The sequence below is a fragment of the Serratia sp. MYb239 genome, assembly GCF_002966855.1.
Lineage (GTDB): Bacteria > Pseudomonadota > Gammaproteobacteria > Enterobacterales > Enterobacteriaceae > Serratia_B > Serratia_B rhizosphaerae.
Genome location: NZ_CP023268.1, coordinates 2,934,448 through 2,948,451, shown reverse-complemented (window position 1 = coordinate 2,948,451; position 14,004 = coordinate 2,934,448). Strand labels below are relative to the sequence as shown.

Here is a 14,004-nt window from a genome sequence, read left to right as displayed (position 1 = left end):
CTCAGGCGAGGATCGCCAGTCCGCTGCGTTCAACCAGCGACAGCAGCTTCATCGCCGCGGAGTTGGGTTTTGCCTCGCCGCGCTCCCACTTTTGCACCGCTTTTTTACTGACGTTGAGGTGCAGGGCGAACACCGGCTGGCTGACGTTTTCACGTTCACGCAGGGCGCGGATGTCGGCGGGCGAGTAGTGTTTAACCGGGTGTAAACAGAGCATATCGAAGGTGCGCATTGTCACATCGTCGACGAAGCCCGTTTGGTGCAGTCCCTGCACTTCCTGGTGGATCTCAGACAGAATTTTGCTCATCACACAGCCTCTTTAATTCCTTGTTGTTAACCAACTGATAAAGTCTATAAGGCGAGAAATCCAGATACAGAGCCGCCAGGCACTTTAATGCAGCCAGTTCGTCGCGGCTCAGGTTCTCCCGCTCGCTTTTGGCGAACCCGCGCATAAAAAACAGCCGGTTCTCCTCACGGAAGGCGATTAACAGGCGGTAGCCGCCGCGTTTTCCCCCGCCGTGTTTCGCGACCCGTTTTTTGTACACGCAGCCGCCGAGGTTGGCCTCGTAGTTTTCATGCCGTATTTCTCTGGCGGCTTTGATCACGGTGGCGTCGCTGATGCGTTCACGCGCGGCAAAAGCCTGAAACGTTTTGGTCAGGTAGATATCCGTCATTCACGCTCCCTGTGAAATCTATACCCTTGGTGGGTATATTTCAAGCGGTTTAACAACGCGCTCATCATGCCGCGTCAAACGAGGGAGGCACAGAGGAATAGAGGGATTATGCGGGGCGTGATGAATTTAAAAATGACGATATAGCGGCATTTATCAAAGGAATGCGCACGGCTGCGCAAAATGGTAAACGTCGTCCGGCGTTATGGGGCAGCCGGACGACGCGAAGAGGGATTTGGATTTAAACGCCGATTTTGCGCCCCAGCAGGCTGCCGCCGCGCGACTGTCCGTCCGGCCCGTACAGGTTTTTATTCTGTTTGTTCAGCACCGCCAGTGCCTGAGCGTTGTGGTCGATATGGCGGCTGAGCAGCAGGCCGTTATGCTGATTTTTCTCACGTAATTGCTGGCTTTGCTGCTGAACCTGCCGCCAGCGCGCGGTCAGCCCGTCGTGGCCGGCATAGGGCGCTTTCGGGCCGCCGCTGTTTTCCAACAGCTGTCGCTGCTGTTCCAGATGATTGACCGTCGCCAGCAGCTGGCTTTTGTCATCGGTAACGCGCTGCAGCGCAGGCCCCGGCAGCGTGCCGGCGCACAGCAGGGCGTGTTCTTCCGCCAGCACGCTCTCCAACTCGCTGAGCGTTTCCAGTAGCTTGTCCAGGTGCAGTGCCAGACTTTCCATGGTGATTGTTTACCTTTTCTCTCTGTACGTTCAGCGCGGTCCGGATGTCCACTGGCTGTCGTTTTGCATTTCCTGCAGCAGCGCGTCGGCAATCTTGCCGGCGTCCATAGTGAGATCGCCGCTGCGAATCGCCTGCTTGATCGCCTCAACCCGGTTCATGTCGATATCCTGGCTGCCGGGCTGCATCAGCTGCGCCTGCGCGTCGCTGAGCCTGACCTGCGTACCGCTCTGGCCGTTTTCCGCCTGGGCGTTTTTACGCGGTTTCAGCGGCGTTTCCGCCGAGGTTTCTCGGGGCTGCACGGCGGTAATGGCCTGCAGCCGTTGGGTGCGATCGATACTCATGTCCCATCTCCATCTACATCGCGCGTCTGCGGCGACGGAAGTCGTTATTACTCTGGGCGGCGCGCTCGGCCGCTGCCGTTGATAGTGTAACTATCGGCAGGCCGGCGCAAACCTTTAATCGCGTTCTTTATAACGTGATACGCACTTCGCCATCTTCGCCGACATGGCCGCTGACGATCCGCCCGGAGGTCATTCTCACCCGCACGCTGTCATCGGCGGCGGCGTTGTTCATCGCCTTACCGTTGCCGCTGATAGTAAAACTTTCGCCCTGTACCCGCACCTGCACCGGCTGGCCGGCTTTCACCAGCCAGGGGCGGCGCAGCATCGGGGCGGTTAGCGGTTGCGCGCGGCCGATATTGCGCAGGCTGACGGCGCCGAGGGCGCGGCGCGCGTCGCTGAGTGCACGCGGCGGCAGCGTATCCAGCCGCCCGCGCACGACTTTTACGTCTGCCGCCGTCAGCGCATGGCCGGCGCGGATCGCGCGTGCGGCCACCAGATAGCGGCCGGTCGCTGCAACCTGCGTCTGGATAAAGCGACGTTCATCGCCGCAGCGGGCGGACAGGGTGACGGCGCCCCAGAGGCGGACGCTTTGCGTCAGCGCCAGCTGCGGTGTGGCGCAGGCGGGCCATTGCGCCTTCGGCGTGCGCACCTCGACGTTGACCGTCACCGGGCTGTTGGCAAACTGCGCCTGGATAAAACGGTCGATTTGCCCGGCGAGATCGTCGGCATAGGCCGGCAGGCCCGGCAGCAGCGCCAGCAGTATGAGTAATAATCGCAATCCCGGCCTCCCGGAGGTTAGCGTCGCACGCGCCGCCGCGGCGACCTGTCTGATGGCGTCCAGTGTACCCGGAGTCCGCGCCGGTTAAGCGGGCAAATAGCGACGCATTTGACGTTTATTCTGGCGATAGGTTGGCAATGGCGGCGTTTATGCTGTCGGCTCCAAATTCTAACCTCGTGAGGGAGCATGCTCGACAAACTGGATGCCAGCCTGCGTTTCGGGCAGGAGGCGCTGAACCTGCGCGCGCAGCGCCAGGAGATCCTGGCGGGCAATATCGCCAACGCCGACACGCCGGGTTATCAGGCTCGGGATATTGATTTTGCCAGCCAACTGAACAAGGTGATGGCGCAGGGCCGCCCTAGCGGCAGCGGCGTGGCGCTCAGCCTGACCTCGGCGCGCCATATTCCGGCGCAGAACCTGCAGCCGCCGCAGCTCGAGCTGTTATACCGGGTGCCGGACCAGCCGGCGAGCGACGGCAACACGGTGGATATGGATCGCGAACGCACCAACTTTGCCGATAACAGCCTGAAATACCAAACCGATCTGACGCTGCTTACCGGTCAGATCAAAGGCATGCTGTCGGTGATTCAAGGATAAGGCGTATGTCACTACTGAACATTTTTGATATTTCCGGTTCGGCGCTGAGCGCGCAGTCGCAGCGGCTGAACGTCAGTGCCAGCAACATGGCCAACGCCGACAGCGTCACCGGGCCGGACAGCCAGCCGTACCGCGCCAAACAGGTGGTGTTCGAGGTGGCCTCAGCGTCCGGCCAACCTACCGGCGGCGTACGCGTCGCGCAGGTGGTGGAGGACCCGGCGCCGGCGCGCAGGGTGTATCAGCCGGGCAACCCGCTGGCGGACGCCCGCGGCTACGTCAAGATGCCCAACGTCGATGTGGTCGGTGAAATGGTCAACACCATCTCGGCCTCGCGCAGCTATCAGGCCAACGTCGAGGTGTTGAATACCACCAAGTCGATGATGATGAAAACCCTCACGCTGGGCCAATAACCGGAGCTTTTTATGGGCATTGCCGCAACCACCAATGAACCACTGGACAACACCGTCGCCGGCGCCAACGCCAGAAGCGGCGCGGCCGGCAACAGCAGCCAGGATCTGCAAAACAGTTTCCTGACCCTGCTGGTGGCGCAGTTGAAAAACCAGGACCCGACCAACCCGATGCAGAACAACGAATTGACGACCCAGTTGGCGCAGATCAACACCGTCAGCGGCATCGAAAAACTCAACACCACGCTGGGATCGATTTCCGGCCAGATCAACAGCAACCAGTCACTGCAGGCCAGCGCGCTGATCGGCCACGGCGTAATGGTGCCGGGCAAAGACATCCTGGTGGGCAGTAAAGAGGGTCAGGTCAGCACCACGCCGTTCGGCGTCGAGCTGGAACGCGCCGCCAGCAGCGTTACCGCCACCATCAGTGACGCCACCGGTAAGGCGGTGCGCACCATCGAGATCGGCGGCCTGGGCGCCGGCGTGCACGCCTTTACCTGGGACGGCAAGCTGGAAGACGGCAGCAACGCGCCGGACGGCGCCTATACCGTCGCCATTAACGCCAAGGGCAACGGTGAACAGTTGGTGGCAAACCCGCTGCGCTTCGCCATGGTGAACGGCGTCACCCGCGGCGCAGACGGCGCCAAACTGGATCTCGGCCTGGCGGGCAGCGCCACGCTGGAAGATGTGCGCCAGATCCTATAACACGCAGCGCCAGATTCAGCGACGGCGGTTTTAACTTACCTATTTGTTTTTTTGGAGACTACACATGGCTTTTTCTCAGGCAGTCAGCGGCCTTAATGCGGCGGCGACCAACCTTGACGTTATCGGCAACAATATCGCCAACTCCGCCACCGCCGGGTTTAAATCCGGCAGCGTATCCTTTGCCGATATGTTCGCCGGCTCGCAGGTCGGGCTGGGGGTAAAAGTGGCGGGCATTACGCAAAATTTTAACGGCGGCACGCCGACCAGCACCAACCGCGCGCTGGATATCGCCATTACCGAAAGTGGTTTCTTCCGCCTGCAGGACAGCGACGGCGGCATCTTTTACAGCCGCAACGGCCAGTTCAAACTGGATGAAAACCGTAACCTGGTGAATATGCAAGGCCTGCAGCTGACCGGCTACCCGGCAGCTGGTACGCCGCCAACCATTCAGCAGGGGGCGGATCCGCAGCCGCTGAGCATTCCTGAAGGGATGATGAACGCCAGAGCATCCACTTCCGGCGCGATGGTGGCCAACCTGAAGTCCACCCACAAGGTGCCGGAAAATACGACCTTCGATCCAAGCAAAACGGACTCCTATAACTACGTCAACGTTATTACCACCTACGACTCGCTGGGCAATGCGCACAACATTAACGCCTATTTCGTCAAAACCGCCGACAACAAATGGGATGTCTACACCCAGGACGGCAGCGTTGACGGCGCTCCGGCCGACAAGGCCGGCAGCCTGAACTTCAACACCAGCGGCACCCTGACTGAAACCCTGGACGCCGACGGCAACCCGAGCGCCACGGCGTTCAGCCTGACGATCCCGATGTCGGCCAAAGACGGCGCGCCGGCGCAGGACTTCACCCTCAGCTTTGCCGGCAGCATGCAGCAGAACGTCGGCAGCGACTCGGTGAGTAAAGTGTCGCAGGACGGCTACAGCGCCGGCGAATACACCAACTTCCAGATTGAGCAGGACGGCACCGTGGTCGGCCTGTACTCCAACCAGCAAAAACAGGTGCTGGGGCAGATCGTGCTGGCTAACTTCTCCAATCCGGAAGGGCTGGCGTCACAGGGCGATAACGTGTGGCAGGAAACCGGCGCCTCCGGTCAGGCGCGCGTCGGCGTGGCGGGCGGCGGCGGCTTCGGCAAGCTGACCAGCGGCGCACTGGAGTCCTCCAATGTCGATCTGAGCCAGGAACTGGTCAATATGATCGTCGCACAGCGCAACTATCAGTCGAACGCGCAGACCATCAAGACGCAGGACTCCATCCTGCAGACGTTGGTCAGCCTGCGCTGACGGCGGGGTTAAAGGAACCAAGCTATGGATCACGCGATTTATACCGCGATGGGGGCGGCGCGTCAGACGCTGGACCAGCAGGCGATCACCGCCAACAATCTGGCCAACGTTTCGACGCCGGGATTTCGCGCCCAGCTGGCGGCGCTGCGCGCGGTGCCGGTCGACGGGCCGAGCCTGCCGACGCGTACGCTGGTCGCCGCCTCGACGCCGGGCGCCGATATGCGCCAAGGGGCGCTGAACTACACCGCGCGCCCGCTGGACGTCGCGCTGCAGCAGGATGGTTTTCTGGCGCTGCGGCTGGCCGATGGCGGCGAAGCCTACACCCGCAACGGCAATATCCAGATTTCCGCCGAAGGGCAGCTGACGGTGCAGGGGCGGCCGCTGCTGGGCGACGGCGGGCCAATCGAGGTGCCGCCGCAGTCTGAAATCACCATCGCCGCCGACGGCACCATCTCGGCGCTCAATCCGGGCGACCCGCCGAACACCATCGCGCAGATCGGCCGGCTGAAGCTGGTCAAGGCGGATGCCGGCGAGGTGGCGCGCGGCGATGACGGGCTGTTCCATCTGACGCCGGCAAGCCGGCAGCAGCGCGGCAACCAGCTGGCGAACGACCCGCAGGTGCGGGTGATGCCCGGCGTGCTGGAAGGCAGCAACGTCAACCCGACGGAAACCATGGTCGATATGATCGCCAACGCCCGCCGCTTCGAAATGCAGATGAAGGTCATCCACAGCGTGGATGAGAATGCACAACGCGCCAACTCGCTGCTGTCAGTGAGCTAAGGAAAACAACATGATCCCATCATTATGGATTGCCAAAACCGGTCTGGACGCGCAGCAGACCAATATGGACGTGATCGCCAACAACCTGGCGAACGTCAGCACCAACGGCTTCAAGCGCCAGCGTGCGGTATTTGAAGACCTGCTGTACCAGACCATGCGCCAGCCGGGGGCACAGTCCTCCGAGCAGACCACGCTGCCGTCGGGCCTGCAGATCGGCACCGGCGTGCGGCCGGTGGCCACCGAGCGCCTGCACAGTCAGGGCAATCTGTCACAGACCAACAACAGTAAAGACGTGGCGATCAAGGGACAGGGCTATTTTCAGGTAATGCTGCCGGACGGCAGTCAGGCCTACACCCGCGACGGCTCGTTCCAGATCGACCAGAACGGCCAGTTGGTGACCGCCAGCGGTTTCCAGGTACAGCCGGCGATCACCATTCCTGCCAACGCGCTGAGCATTACCGTGGGGCGCGACGGCATCGTCAGCGTGACCCAGCAGGGGCAGACGGCGGCGCAGCAGGTCGGCCAGCTGACGCTGACCACCTTTATCAACGACAGCGGTCTGGAGAGCGTCGGTGAAAACCTGTACCAGGAAACTGAAAGCTCCGGCGCGCCGAATGAGAGCACGCCGGGGCTGAACGGCGCCGGGCTGCTGTATCAGGGCTATGTGGAAACCTCCAACGTCAATGTGGCGGAAGAGTTGGTAAACATGATTCAGGTACAGCGCGCGTATGAAATCAACAGTAAGGCGGTGTCCACCTCCGATCAGATGCTGCAGAAGCTGACGCAGCTGTAACCGATGCGGACGCACAGGGCGCAGCCTGCTGCGCCCGCTTAACTCTCTCGTAAACAAAGGCGATATTTGTTGTGCTAACCACTCTTTTGACGGCGCGCCGGCCATCGCAGGGCAAACGCGCGCTGGCCGCCACGGCGCTGTTGGCGCTCAGCGGCTGCGCCTACATACCGCACAAACCGCTGGTCGACGGGGCCACCAGCGCGCAGCCGGCGCCGGCCACCGCGCCGGTGCCGAACGGCTCGATTTTTCAGACGGTACAGCCGATGAACTACGGCTATCAGCCGCTGTTTGAAGACCGGCGGCCGCGCAATATCGGCGATACCCTGACCATCGTGCTGCAGGAAAACGTCAGCGCCAGCAAGAGCTCGTCAGCCAACGCCAGCCGCAACGGCGCCAGCAAATTCGGCGTCGCCACCGCACCGCGCTACCTCAGCGGGCTGTTCGGCAACGCGCGCGCCGATATGGAAATGTCCGGCGACAGCAGCTTCGGCGGCAAAGGGGGGGCGAACGCCAACAACACCTTTAACGGCACCATTACCGTAACCGTCAACCAGCTGCTGACCAACGGCAACCTGCACGTGGTGGGGGAAAAGCAGATCGCCATCAATCAGGGCACCGAATTTATTCGTTTCTCCGGCGTGGTGAACCCGCGCACCATCAGCGGCAATAACTCCGTGACCTCGACCCAGGTGGCGGACGCCCGCATTGAGTACGTCGGTAACGGTTATATCAACGAAGCGCAGACCATGGGCTGGCTGCAGCGCTTCTTCCTCAATCTCTCCCCGTACTAAGGAATCGCGATGCTGAAGAAATTACTGATTGCCGCGCTGCTGGCGAGCCTCAGCCTGCCGGCCGCGGCGGAGCGGATCCGCGATCTGGTGACGGTGCAGGGCGTGCGCGACAATGCGCTGATCGGCTACGGACTGGTGGTGGGGCTGGACGGTTCCGGCGACCAGACCATGCAGACGCCGTTCACCACCCAAAGCCTGAGCAATATGCTGTCGCAGCTGGGCATCACCGTGCCGCCGGGCACCAATATGCAGCTGAAAAACGTGGCGGCGGTGATGGTGACGGCCAAGCTGCCGCCGTTCTCGCGCGTCGGGCAAAATATCGACGTGGTGGTCTCCTCGATGGGCAACGCCAAAAGCCTGCGTGGCGGCACGCTGCTGATGACGCCGCTGAAAGGGGTGGATAACCAGGTATACGCGCTGGCGCAGGGCAACGTGCTGGTCGGCGGCGCCGGCGCGGCGGCCGGCGGCAGCAGCGTACAGGTCAACCAGCTGGCGGGCGGGCGCATCAGCAACGGCGCCACCATCGAACGCGAGCTGCCGACCACCTTCGGTCAGGGCGGCGAAATCAATCTGCAGCTGAACAATGAAGACTTTACGCTGGCGCAGCAGATCAGCGACGCGATTAACCGCCAGCGCGGCTACGGCACCGCGACGCCGCTGGACGCGCGCACCATCAAGGTACTGGTGCCGCAGGGCAACAGCTCTCAGGTGCGTTTTCTGGCGGATATTCAGAATATCAATGTGCGTGTCGGCGCGATCGACGCCAAGGTGATCATCAATTCGCGCACCGGCTCGGTGGTGATGAACCGTGATGTGGTGCTGGATTCCTGCGCGGTGGCGCAAGGCAACCTGTCGGTGGTGGTGGATCGGCAAAACAGCGTCAGCCAGCCGGATACGCCGTTCGGCGGCGGTCAGACGGTGGTGACGCCGAATACCCAGATCTCGCTGCAGCAGCAGGGCGGTTCGCTGCAGAAGGTCAACGCCAGCGCCAATCTGAATAACGTAGTCCGCGCGCTGAATGCGCTGGGTGCGACGCCGATCGACCTGATGTCCATCCTGCAGGCGATGCAGAGCGCCGGCTGCCTGCGCGCAAAACTGGAAATTATCTGATGAGCAGAGACGTCACCAGTATGGCCGGCGCGGCCTACGACGCCCAGGCGCTGAACGGGCTGAAAAGCGCCGCCGCCGCTGACCCGCAGGGCAACCTGAAGCAGGTGGCCCGCCAGGTGGAGGGCATGTTCGTGCAGATGATGCTGAAAAGCATGCGCGCGGCGCTGCCGAAAGACGGCATGCTGAGTAGCGACCAGACCCGGCTGTACACCTCGCTGTACGATCAGCAGATCGCCCAGCAGATGTCGCAGAAGGGGCTGGGGCTGGCGGATATGATGGTGCGCCAGCTCGGCAGCGCCGGCAGGCCACCGAGCGAAACGGCCGGCACGGTGCCGATGGCGTTGGACGGCGACAGGCTGCAGGCTCTGCCGCGTCAGGCGTTGGAGCAACTGGTGCGGCGCGCGCTGCCGCCAATGCCGTCGGTGCCGGGGAATCCTGCGCCGCTGAACAACGGCAACTTTGTCGCCCGGCTGTCAACGCCGGCGCGCCTTGCCAGCCAGCAGAGCGGTATTCCCCATCAGCTGATCGTGGCGCAGGCGGCGCTGGAGTCCGGCTGGGGACGGCGTGAAATCCCGGCCGCCGACGGTTCGCCGAGCCATAACCTGTTTGGCATCAAGGCGGGCAGCGGCTGGCGCGGGCCGGTGACGGAAATTACCACTACCGAGTTTGAACAGGGGGCGGCGAAGAAGATCAAGGCGCGTTTCCGCGTGTACGGCTCCTACGTGGAGGCGATCGCCGACTACGTCAAACTGCTGACCGGCAACCCGCGTTACGCCGGCGTCGCCGCCGCCCGCACGCCGGAACAGGCGGCGCATGCGCTGCAGCAGGCGGGTTATGCCACCGATCCGCACTATGCCCGCAAACTGGTCAGCGTGATTGCGCAGATGAGAAGCGCCGGTGAGCAGGTGGCGAAGGCCTACAGCCACGATTTGCAGGATCTGTTCTGATCACCATGCCCAGCGATGTGTCAGATTAAATGTCACGTCTGCCGGCAAAGTATCCTGAAAATAGGCTTTTAATAGCGATTCACCAACCCTGTCACGTATTTTCCACATGCCGCGCCGCCGTGAGTTTTCCCTCAAGTTTTTCGCCGCCCGGCCGATAACCCAGACAGGCTGGGCGGCGTCGTTCAGCAACCTGATGAAACCCTGTGGGCCTCCGGCGCCGCAGCACAAGGAATCTCTATGTCCAATAGCTTAATCAATACCGCGATGAGCGGCCTGAATGCGGCGCAGGTGGCGCTGAGCACCGTCAGTAATAATATTTCCAACTACAACGTGGCCGGCTACAACCGTCAGACCGCCATTCTGGCGCAGAACGGCGGTATGGGCACCATGGCCGGCTTTATCGGCAACGGCGTCACGGTCACCAGCGTGAACCGTGAATATAACCAGTTCATCACCAATCAGCTGCGTGGCGCACAGAGCCAGGCCGGCGCCCACAGCGCCTATTATGAAAAAATTTCGCAGATAGATAACCTGCTGGCGGACAAAACCAACAACGTGTCGACCAATATGCAGGATTTTTTCACCAGCCTGCAGAACGTGGTCAATAACGCCGGTGATGACGCGTCGCGCAACACCGTGCTGGGCAAGGCCAACGGCCTGGTGAACCAGATCGGTAATGCCGATAAATATCTGCGCGATCTGGATGCCGGCGTCAATCAGCAACTGAGCGAAAGCGCGGTACAAATTAATAACTACAGCCAGCAGATTGCCCGACTGAATGATGAAATCACCCGCCTGCGCGGCAGCAGCGGCAGCGAACCCAACGCTCTGCTCGATCAGCGCGACCAACTGGTGACCGAGCTGAACCAAATCGTCAATGTGCAGGTGACGCAGCAGGACGGCGACACGTACACCGTCTCTTTCGCCAACGGCCTGACGCTGGTGCAGGGCAGTAATACCTATCAGGTGGAGGCCGTGCCATCCAGCGAGGATCCGGCGCGGCTGACGCTGGGCTATAACCGCGGTAACGGCGCCAGCGAGATCCCGACCGGGCAGATTACCGGCGGCAGCGTCAGCGGCGTGCTGAAGTTCCGCAGTGAGGCGCTGGACGGGGCACGTAACCAGCTGGGGCAGATGGTGCTGGCGCTGGCCGACAGCTTTAACCAGCAGCATCGCGCCGGTTTTGATATTCATGGCGAACCGGGCGGCGATTTCTTCAGCTTCAGCGGCGGCCGGGTGGTGGAAAACAGTCGCAACAGCGGCGACGCCGAACTGAGCGTGAGCTATACCGATACCGGCAAAGTGCAGGCCAGCGATTACCGCGTCGAGTTTGACGGCAGCAACTGGCAGGTGACGCGCCTGTCGGACAACGTCAAAGTGAACACCACCCCCGGCACCGACGCTGACGGTAAACCGACGCTGGAATTTGAAGGGCTGCGGGTCGGCATCGACGGCACGGCCAACAAGAACGACAGCTTCACCGTCAAGCCCGTCAGCGATGTGGCCGGCAACCTGAAGGTGGTGATTAGCGACGCCGGCAAGCTGGCCGCCGCCGGCAGCGAGGACGGCGGTAGCGGCGATAACGACAACGTGAAAAAGCTGAGCGACCTGCAGACGCAAAAGCTGGTGGACGGCAAGGCCACGCTGAGCGGCGCCTATGCCAGCCTGGTCAGCAACGTCGGCAACCAGACCGCCACGGCGAAAACCAACAGCGTTGCGCAGGGCAATATCGTCAAGCAGCTGACGGAACAACAGCAGTCGGTATCCGGCGTCAACCTGGACGAGGAGTACGGCGAACTGCTGCGTTTCCAGCAGTATTACATGGCGAACGCGCAGGTGATTCAGACCGCCAGCTCGATGTTCGATGCTCTCCTGTCCATCCGTTGATTGAGGAACCCAGACTATGCGTATGAGCACCAGCATGATGTATCAGCAAAACATGCAGAGCCTGACCGACCGGCAGTCGCTGTGGATGAAGTCCGCCCAGCATCTGTCCAGCGGCACCCGGGTGTTGACGCCGTCCGACGATCCGCTGGCGGCCTCGCAGGCGGTGATGCTGACGCAGTCCCAGTCGGAAAACAGCCAGTATGCGCTGGCGCGTCAGTTCGCCCTGCAAAGTATCACCATGGCGGAGAAAGTGACCGCCAGCGCCGCCGGCAGCATCAAGGATATGAAAGGCCTGCTGGTTAACGCCGGCGACGGCGTGCTGAGCGATAACGACCGCGCCTCGCTGGCGACCCAGCTGCAGGGGCTGAAAGATCAGCTGCTGGGCCAGGCGAACAACTCTGACGGCAACGGCCGCTATATGTTCGGCGGTTTTAAGGACGACCAGCCGCCGTTTGTCCAGCAGGACGACGGCAAGGTGGTGTATCAGGGCAGCAGCCGGGCGATTGAGCAGAAGGTTGACGCCAACCGCACCATGACCGTCGGCTATACCGGTGATGCGATCTTTATGTCGCTGACCAGCAACCCGAAGCCGGAGCCGGACGGCAGCGCGCCGGTGAGCAACGTGTTTGACAGTATCGATCTGGCGCTCAAGGCGCTCAATACCCCGCTGCAGGACGCCGACGACGCGACGCGTCAACAGGTACAGGCGGATTTGGACAAGGCGCAGCGCGGTCTGGATAACGCTTACAACAACGTGCTGACGGTCAATTCCAAGCTGGGTACGCAGATGCAGGAAATTGAGACGCTGGATAATATCGGCAAAGTCCGTGATACGAACAATCAGGTCCAGATGAGCGCGCTGGTCGACGTGGACGTTGTCGAGGCTATCTCGTCTTATTTCCAGCAGCAGGCCGCGCTGCAGGCTTCGTATAAGACCTTCGGCGATATGCAGGGCATGTCGTTGTTTCAGATGAATCGCTAACGCTGACCATTGTGCGCCGCCGGTTGGCGGCGCATGCCGATTTGGCTGCGCGAAAGGGAACGTCCCGTGCTGACGCGGGGCGACCATTCCCTTACAAACCGGGCGCAGTCGTTTGGCCCGTTGCTCTTTTTCCCACTAAGGTTTGGAGCAACGGGCTTTTTTTATGCGCGGAATCGGCGGGCTAACTGCGCATGCCGCTGAGCACATCCGCCAGCCGGTTAAACACCTCGCCGAACAGATGTTCACAAAACGGCGCCAGCATCGGCATCATCATGCCGAGCGTCAGGATGCCGATGGTCATGGTGACGGGGAAGCCGATCACGAATACCGACAGCTGCGGCGTGACGCGGTTGAGCAGCCCCAGCGACAGGTTCAGCGTCAGCAGCAGGCAGATCAGCGGCAGCGCCAGCATCACGCCGTTGATAAAGATCAGCGAACCGGCCTGAGTCAGCGCCAGGAAGCCGTTGCCGTTAAGGGGCCGAGTGCCGATCGGCAAGGTGTGGAAACTGTCCGCCAGCAGCGAGATCAGCCACAGATGACCGTCGAAGGATAAAAACAGCAGCATCGCCAGCAGATTGAGCAAGCGCGCCAGCACCGGCATATTCGGCCCGCCGGAGGGATCGAAGAAGGTGGCGAACGACAGGCCCATCTGCATGCCGATCACTTCGCCGGCGGTGCGCACCGCGGCAAAGGCGAACTGCATGGTCAGGCCGAGTGCCACGCCGATCAGGATTTGCTGCAGCGCCAGCCACAGGCCGGCGGCGGAGAAAATCGGTATCTCGCTGGCCGGCAGCGTCGGCGCAATCAGCATGACGATCAGCCCGCCCAGCCCCAGCTTCACTTTTTTACTGATTTGCTTTTCGCTCAGCAGCGGGGCGGTGGCGATCAGCGCCAGAATACGCAGCAGCGGCCAGAAATAGTGGCTGAGCCAGAGGGTGAACTGCGAGCTGTCGAGGTTGAGCATGGTTAACCGATAATGTTGGGCAGATTGCCAAACAGCGTGCGCATATAGTCCAGCAGCAGGTTGAGCATCCACGGGCCGGCGATAATGATGGTGGCGACCACCGCCAGGATTTTCGGGATAAAAGACAGCGTCATTTCGTTGATCTGGGTCGCCGCCTGCATGAGGCTGACCACCAGGCCGCTGACCAGCGCCGCCAGCAGCAGCGGGGCGGCCAGCGCCAGCGCGACTTTCATCGCTTCGACGCCCAGCGCCATTACCGATTCAGGAGTCATTG

The 14,004-nt window shown here is 61.7% G+C and carries 18 protein-coding genes; 11 read left to right on the top strand and 7 right to left on the bottom strand.

Features of this window, described 5'->3' with window-relative positions; genetic code table 11:
• Nucleotide 1: 1 nt before the first annotated feature.
• The 5 genes from CLM71_RS14225 to flgA all read right to left on the bottom strand — a co-directional run bounded on the left by CLM71_RS14225 (nucleotide 2) and on the right by flgA (nucleotide 2,464).
• Nucleotides 2-304 (bottom strand): DNA-binding transcriptional regulator, encoded by a 303-nt coding sequence (locus CLM71_RS14225; protein WP_105231592.1) that lies wholly within the window; start codon nucleotides 302-304, stop codon nucleotides 2-4.
• A complete protein-coding gene (locus CLM71_RS14220; protein ID WP_105231591.1) occupies nucleotides 285-671 on the bottom strand; it encodes a type II toxin-antitoxin system RelE/ParE family toxin in 387 nt (128 codons plus the stop codon). Before CLM71_RS14220 ends, CLM71_RS14225 begins: the two co-directional genes overlap by 20 nt.
• A gap of 238 nt (nucleotides 672-909) precedes the next feature.
• Nucleotides 910-1,344, bottom strand: coding sequence for a flagella synthesis protein FlgN (locus tag CLM71_RS14215; protein ID WP_105231590.1), 435 nt, complete (start codon nucleotides 1,342-1,344; stop codon nucleotides 910-912).
• A gap of 30 nt (nucleotides 1,345-1,374) precedes the next feature.
• A complete protein-coding gene (gene flgM / locus CLM71_RS14210) occupies nucleotides 1,375-1,686 on the bottom strand; it encodes a flagellar biosynthesis anti-sigma factor FlgM (RefSeq protein WP_105231589.1) in 312 nt (103 codons plus the stop codon).
• 127 nt (nucleotides 1,687-1,813) lie between these two features.
• The gene (gene flgA, locus CLM71_RS14205) at nucleotides 1,814-2,464 is read right to left on the bottom strand and encodes a flagellar basal body P-ring formation chaperone FlgA (RefSeq protein WP_105231588.1); all 651 of its coding nucleotides are present in this window, start codon (nucleotides 2,462-2,464) and stop codon (nucleotides 1,814-1,816) included.
• Nucleotides 2,465-2,650: 186 nt separating this feature from the next.
• On the opposite strand from flgA, the gene flgB reads away from it, so the two are divergent.
• The 11 genes from flgB (at nucleotide 2,651) to flgL (ending at nucleotide 12,766) form a co-directional block, all read left to right on the top strand.
• Nucleotides 2,651-3,061: a flagellar basal body rod protein FlgB gene (gene flgB / locus CLM71_RS14200; RefSeq protein WP_105231587.1), complete on the top strand. Its 411-nt coding sequence runs from the start codon at nucleotides 2,651-2,653 to the stop codon at nucleotides 3,059-3,061.
• Between the two features lie 5 nt (nucleotides 3,062-3,066).
• Nucleotides 3,067-3,471, top strand: coding sequence for a flagellar basal body rod protein FlgC (gene flgC, locus CLM71_RS14195; RefSeq protein ID WP_105231586.1), 405 nt, complete (start codon nucleotides 3,067-3,069; stop codon nucleotides 3,469-3,471).
• Nucleotides 3,472-3,483: 12 nt separating this feature from the next.
• Nucleotides 3,484-4,173, top strand: coding sequence for a flagellar hook assembly protein FlgD (gene flgD / locus CLM71_RS14190; protein WP_105231585.1), 690 nt, complete (start codon nucleotides 3,484-3,486; stop codon nucleotides 4,171-4,173).
• 64 nt (nucleotides 4,174-4,237) lie between these two features.
• Entirely contained in the window at nucleotides 4,238-5,476 is a 1,239-nt protein-coding gene (gene flgE / locus CLM71_RS14185; protein ID WP_105231584.1) for a flagellar hook protein FlgE, read from the top strand.
• A 24-nt stretch (nucleotides 5,477-5,500) separates the two neighbouring features.
• Complete coding sequence (locus CLM71_RS14180) at nucleotides 5,501-6,256, top strand: flagellar basal body rod protein FlgF (protein WP_105231583.1); 756 nt, start codon at nucleotides 5,501-5,503, stop codon at nucleotides 6,254-6,256.
• Between the two features lie 10 nt (nucleotides 6,257-6,266).
• A complete protein-coding gene (gene flgG / locus CLM71_RS14175; RefSeq protein WP_004961475.1) occupies nucleotides 6,267-7,049 on the top strand; it encodes a flagellar basal-body rod protein FlgG in 783 nt (260 codons plus the stop codon).
• An 86-nt stretch (nucleotides 7,050-7,135) separates the two neighbouring features.
• Nucleotides 7,136-7,840 carry a flagellar basal body L-ring protein FlgH gene (flgH, locus tag CLM71_RS14170; protein ID WP_187044722.1) on the top strand — a complete coding sequence of 235 codons (705 nt, stop codon included), beginning with the start codon at nucleotides 7,136-7,138 and terminating at the stop codon, nucleotides 7,838-7,840.
• Between the two features lie 9 nt (nucleotides 7,841-7,849).
• Entirely contained in the window at nucleotides 7,850-8,950 is a 1,101-nt protein-coding gene (locus tag CLM71_RS14165; protein ID WP_105231581.1) for a flagellar basal body P-ring protein FlgI, read from the top strand.
• Nucleotides 8,950-9,897 (top strand): flagellar assembly peptidoglycan hydrolase FlgJ, encoded by a 948-nt coding sequence (gene flgJ, locus CLM71_RS14160; RefSeq protein WP_105231580.1) that lies wholly within the window; start codon nucleotides 8,950-8,952, stop codon nucleotides 9,895-9,897. The genes CLM71_RS14165 and flgJ overlap by 1 nt, the downstream gene beginning before the upstream one ends.
• Before the next feature lie 237 nt (nucleotides 9,898-10,134).
• Nucleotides 10,135-11,784, top strand: coding sequence for a flagellar hook-associated protein FlgK (flgK, locus tag CLM71_RS14155; protein WP_105231579.1), 1,650 nt, complete (start codon nucleotides 10,135-10,137; stop codon nucleotides 11,782-11,784).
• Between the two features lie 16 nt (nucleotides 11,785-11,800).
• A complete protein-coding gene (flgL, locus tag CLM71_RS14150; protein ID WP_105231578.1) occupies nucleotides 11,801-12,766 on the top strand; it encodes a flagellar hook-associated protein FlgL in 966 nt (321 codons plus the stop codon).
• Nucleotides 12,767-12,947: 181 nt separating this feature from the next.
• Here the strand turns inward: flgL and fliR are convergent, their stop codons facing one another.
• Together fliR and fliQ are read right to left on the bottom strand one after the other, a co-directional pair.
• On the bottom strand, nucleotides 12,948-13,730 hold the full coding sequence (gene fliR, locus CLM71_RS14145; RefSeq protein WP_105231577.1) for a flagellar biosynthetic protein FliR: 783 nt from the start codon (nucleotides 13,728-13,730) through the stop codon (nucleotides 12,948-12,950).
• 2 nt (nucleotides 13,731-13,732) lie between these two features.
• Nucleotides 13,733-14,002 (bottom strand): flagellar biosynthesis protein FliQ, encoded by a 270-nt coding sequence (gene fliQ, locus CLM71_RS14140; RefSeq protein WP_105231576.1) that lies wholly within the window; start codon nucleotides 14,000-14,002, stop codon nucleotides 13,733-13,735.
• Nucleotides 14,003-14,004: the final 2 nt, after the last annotated feature.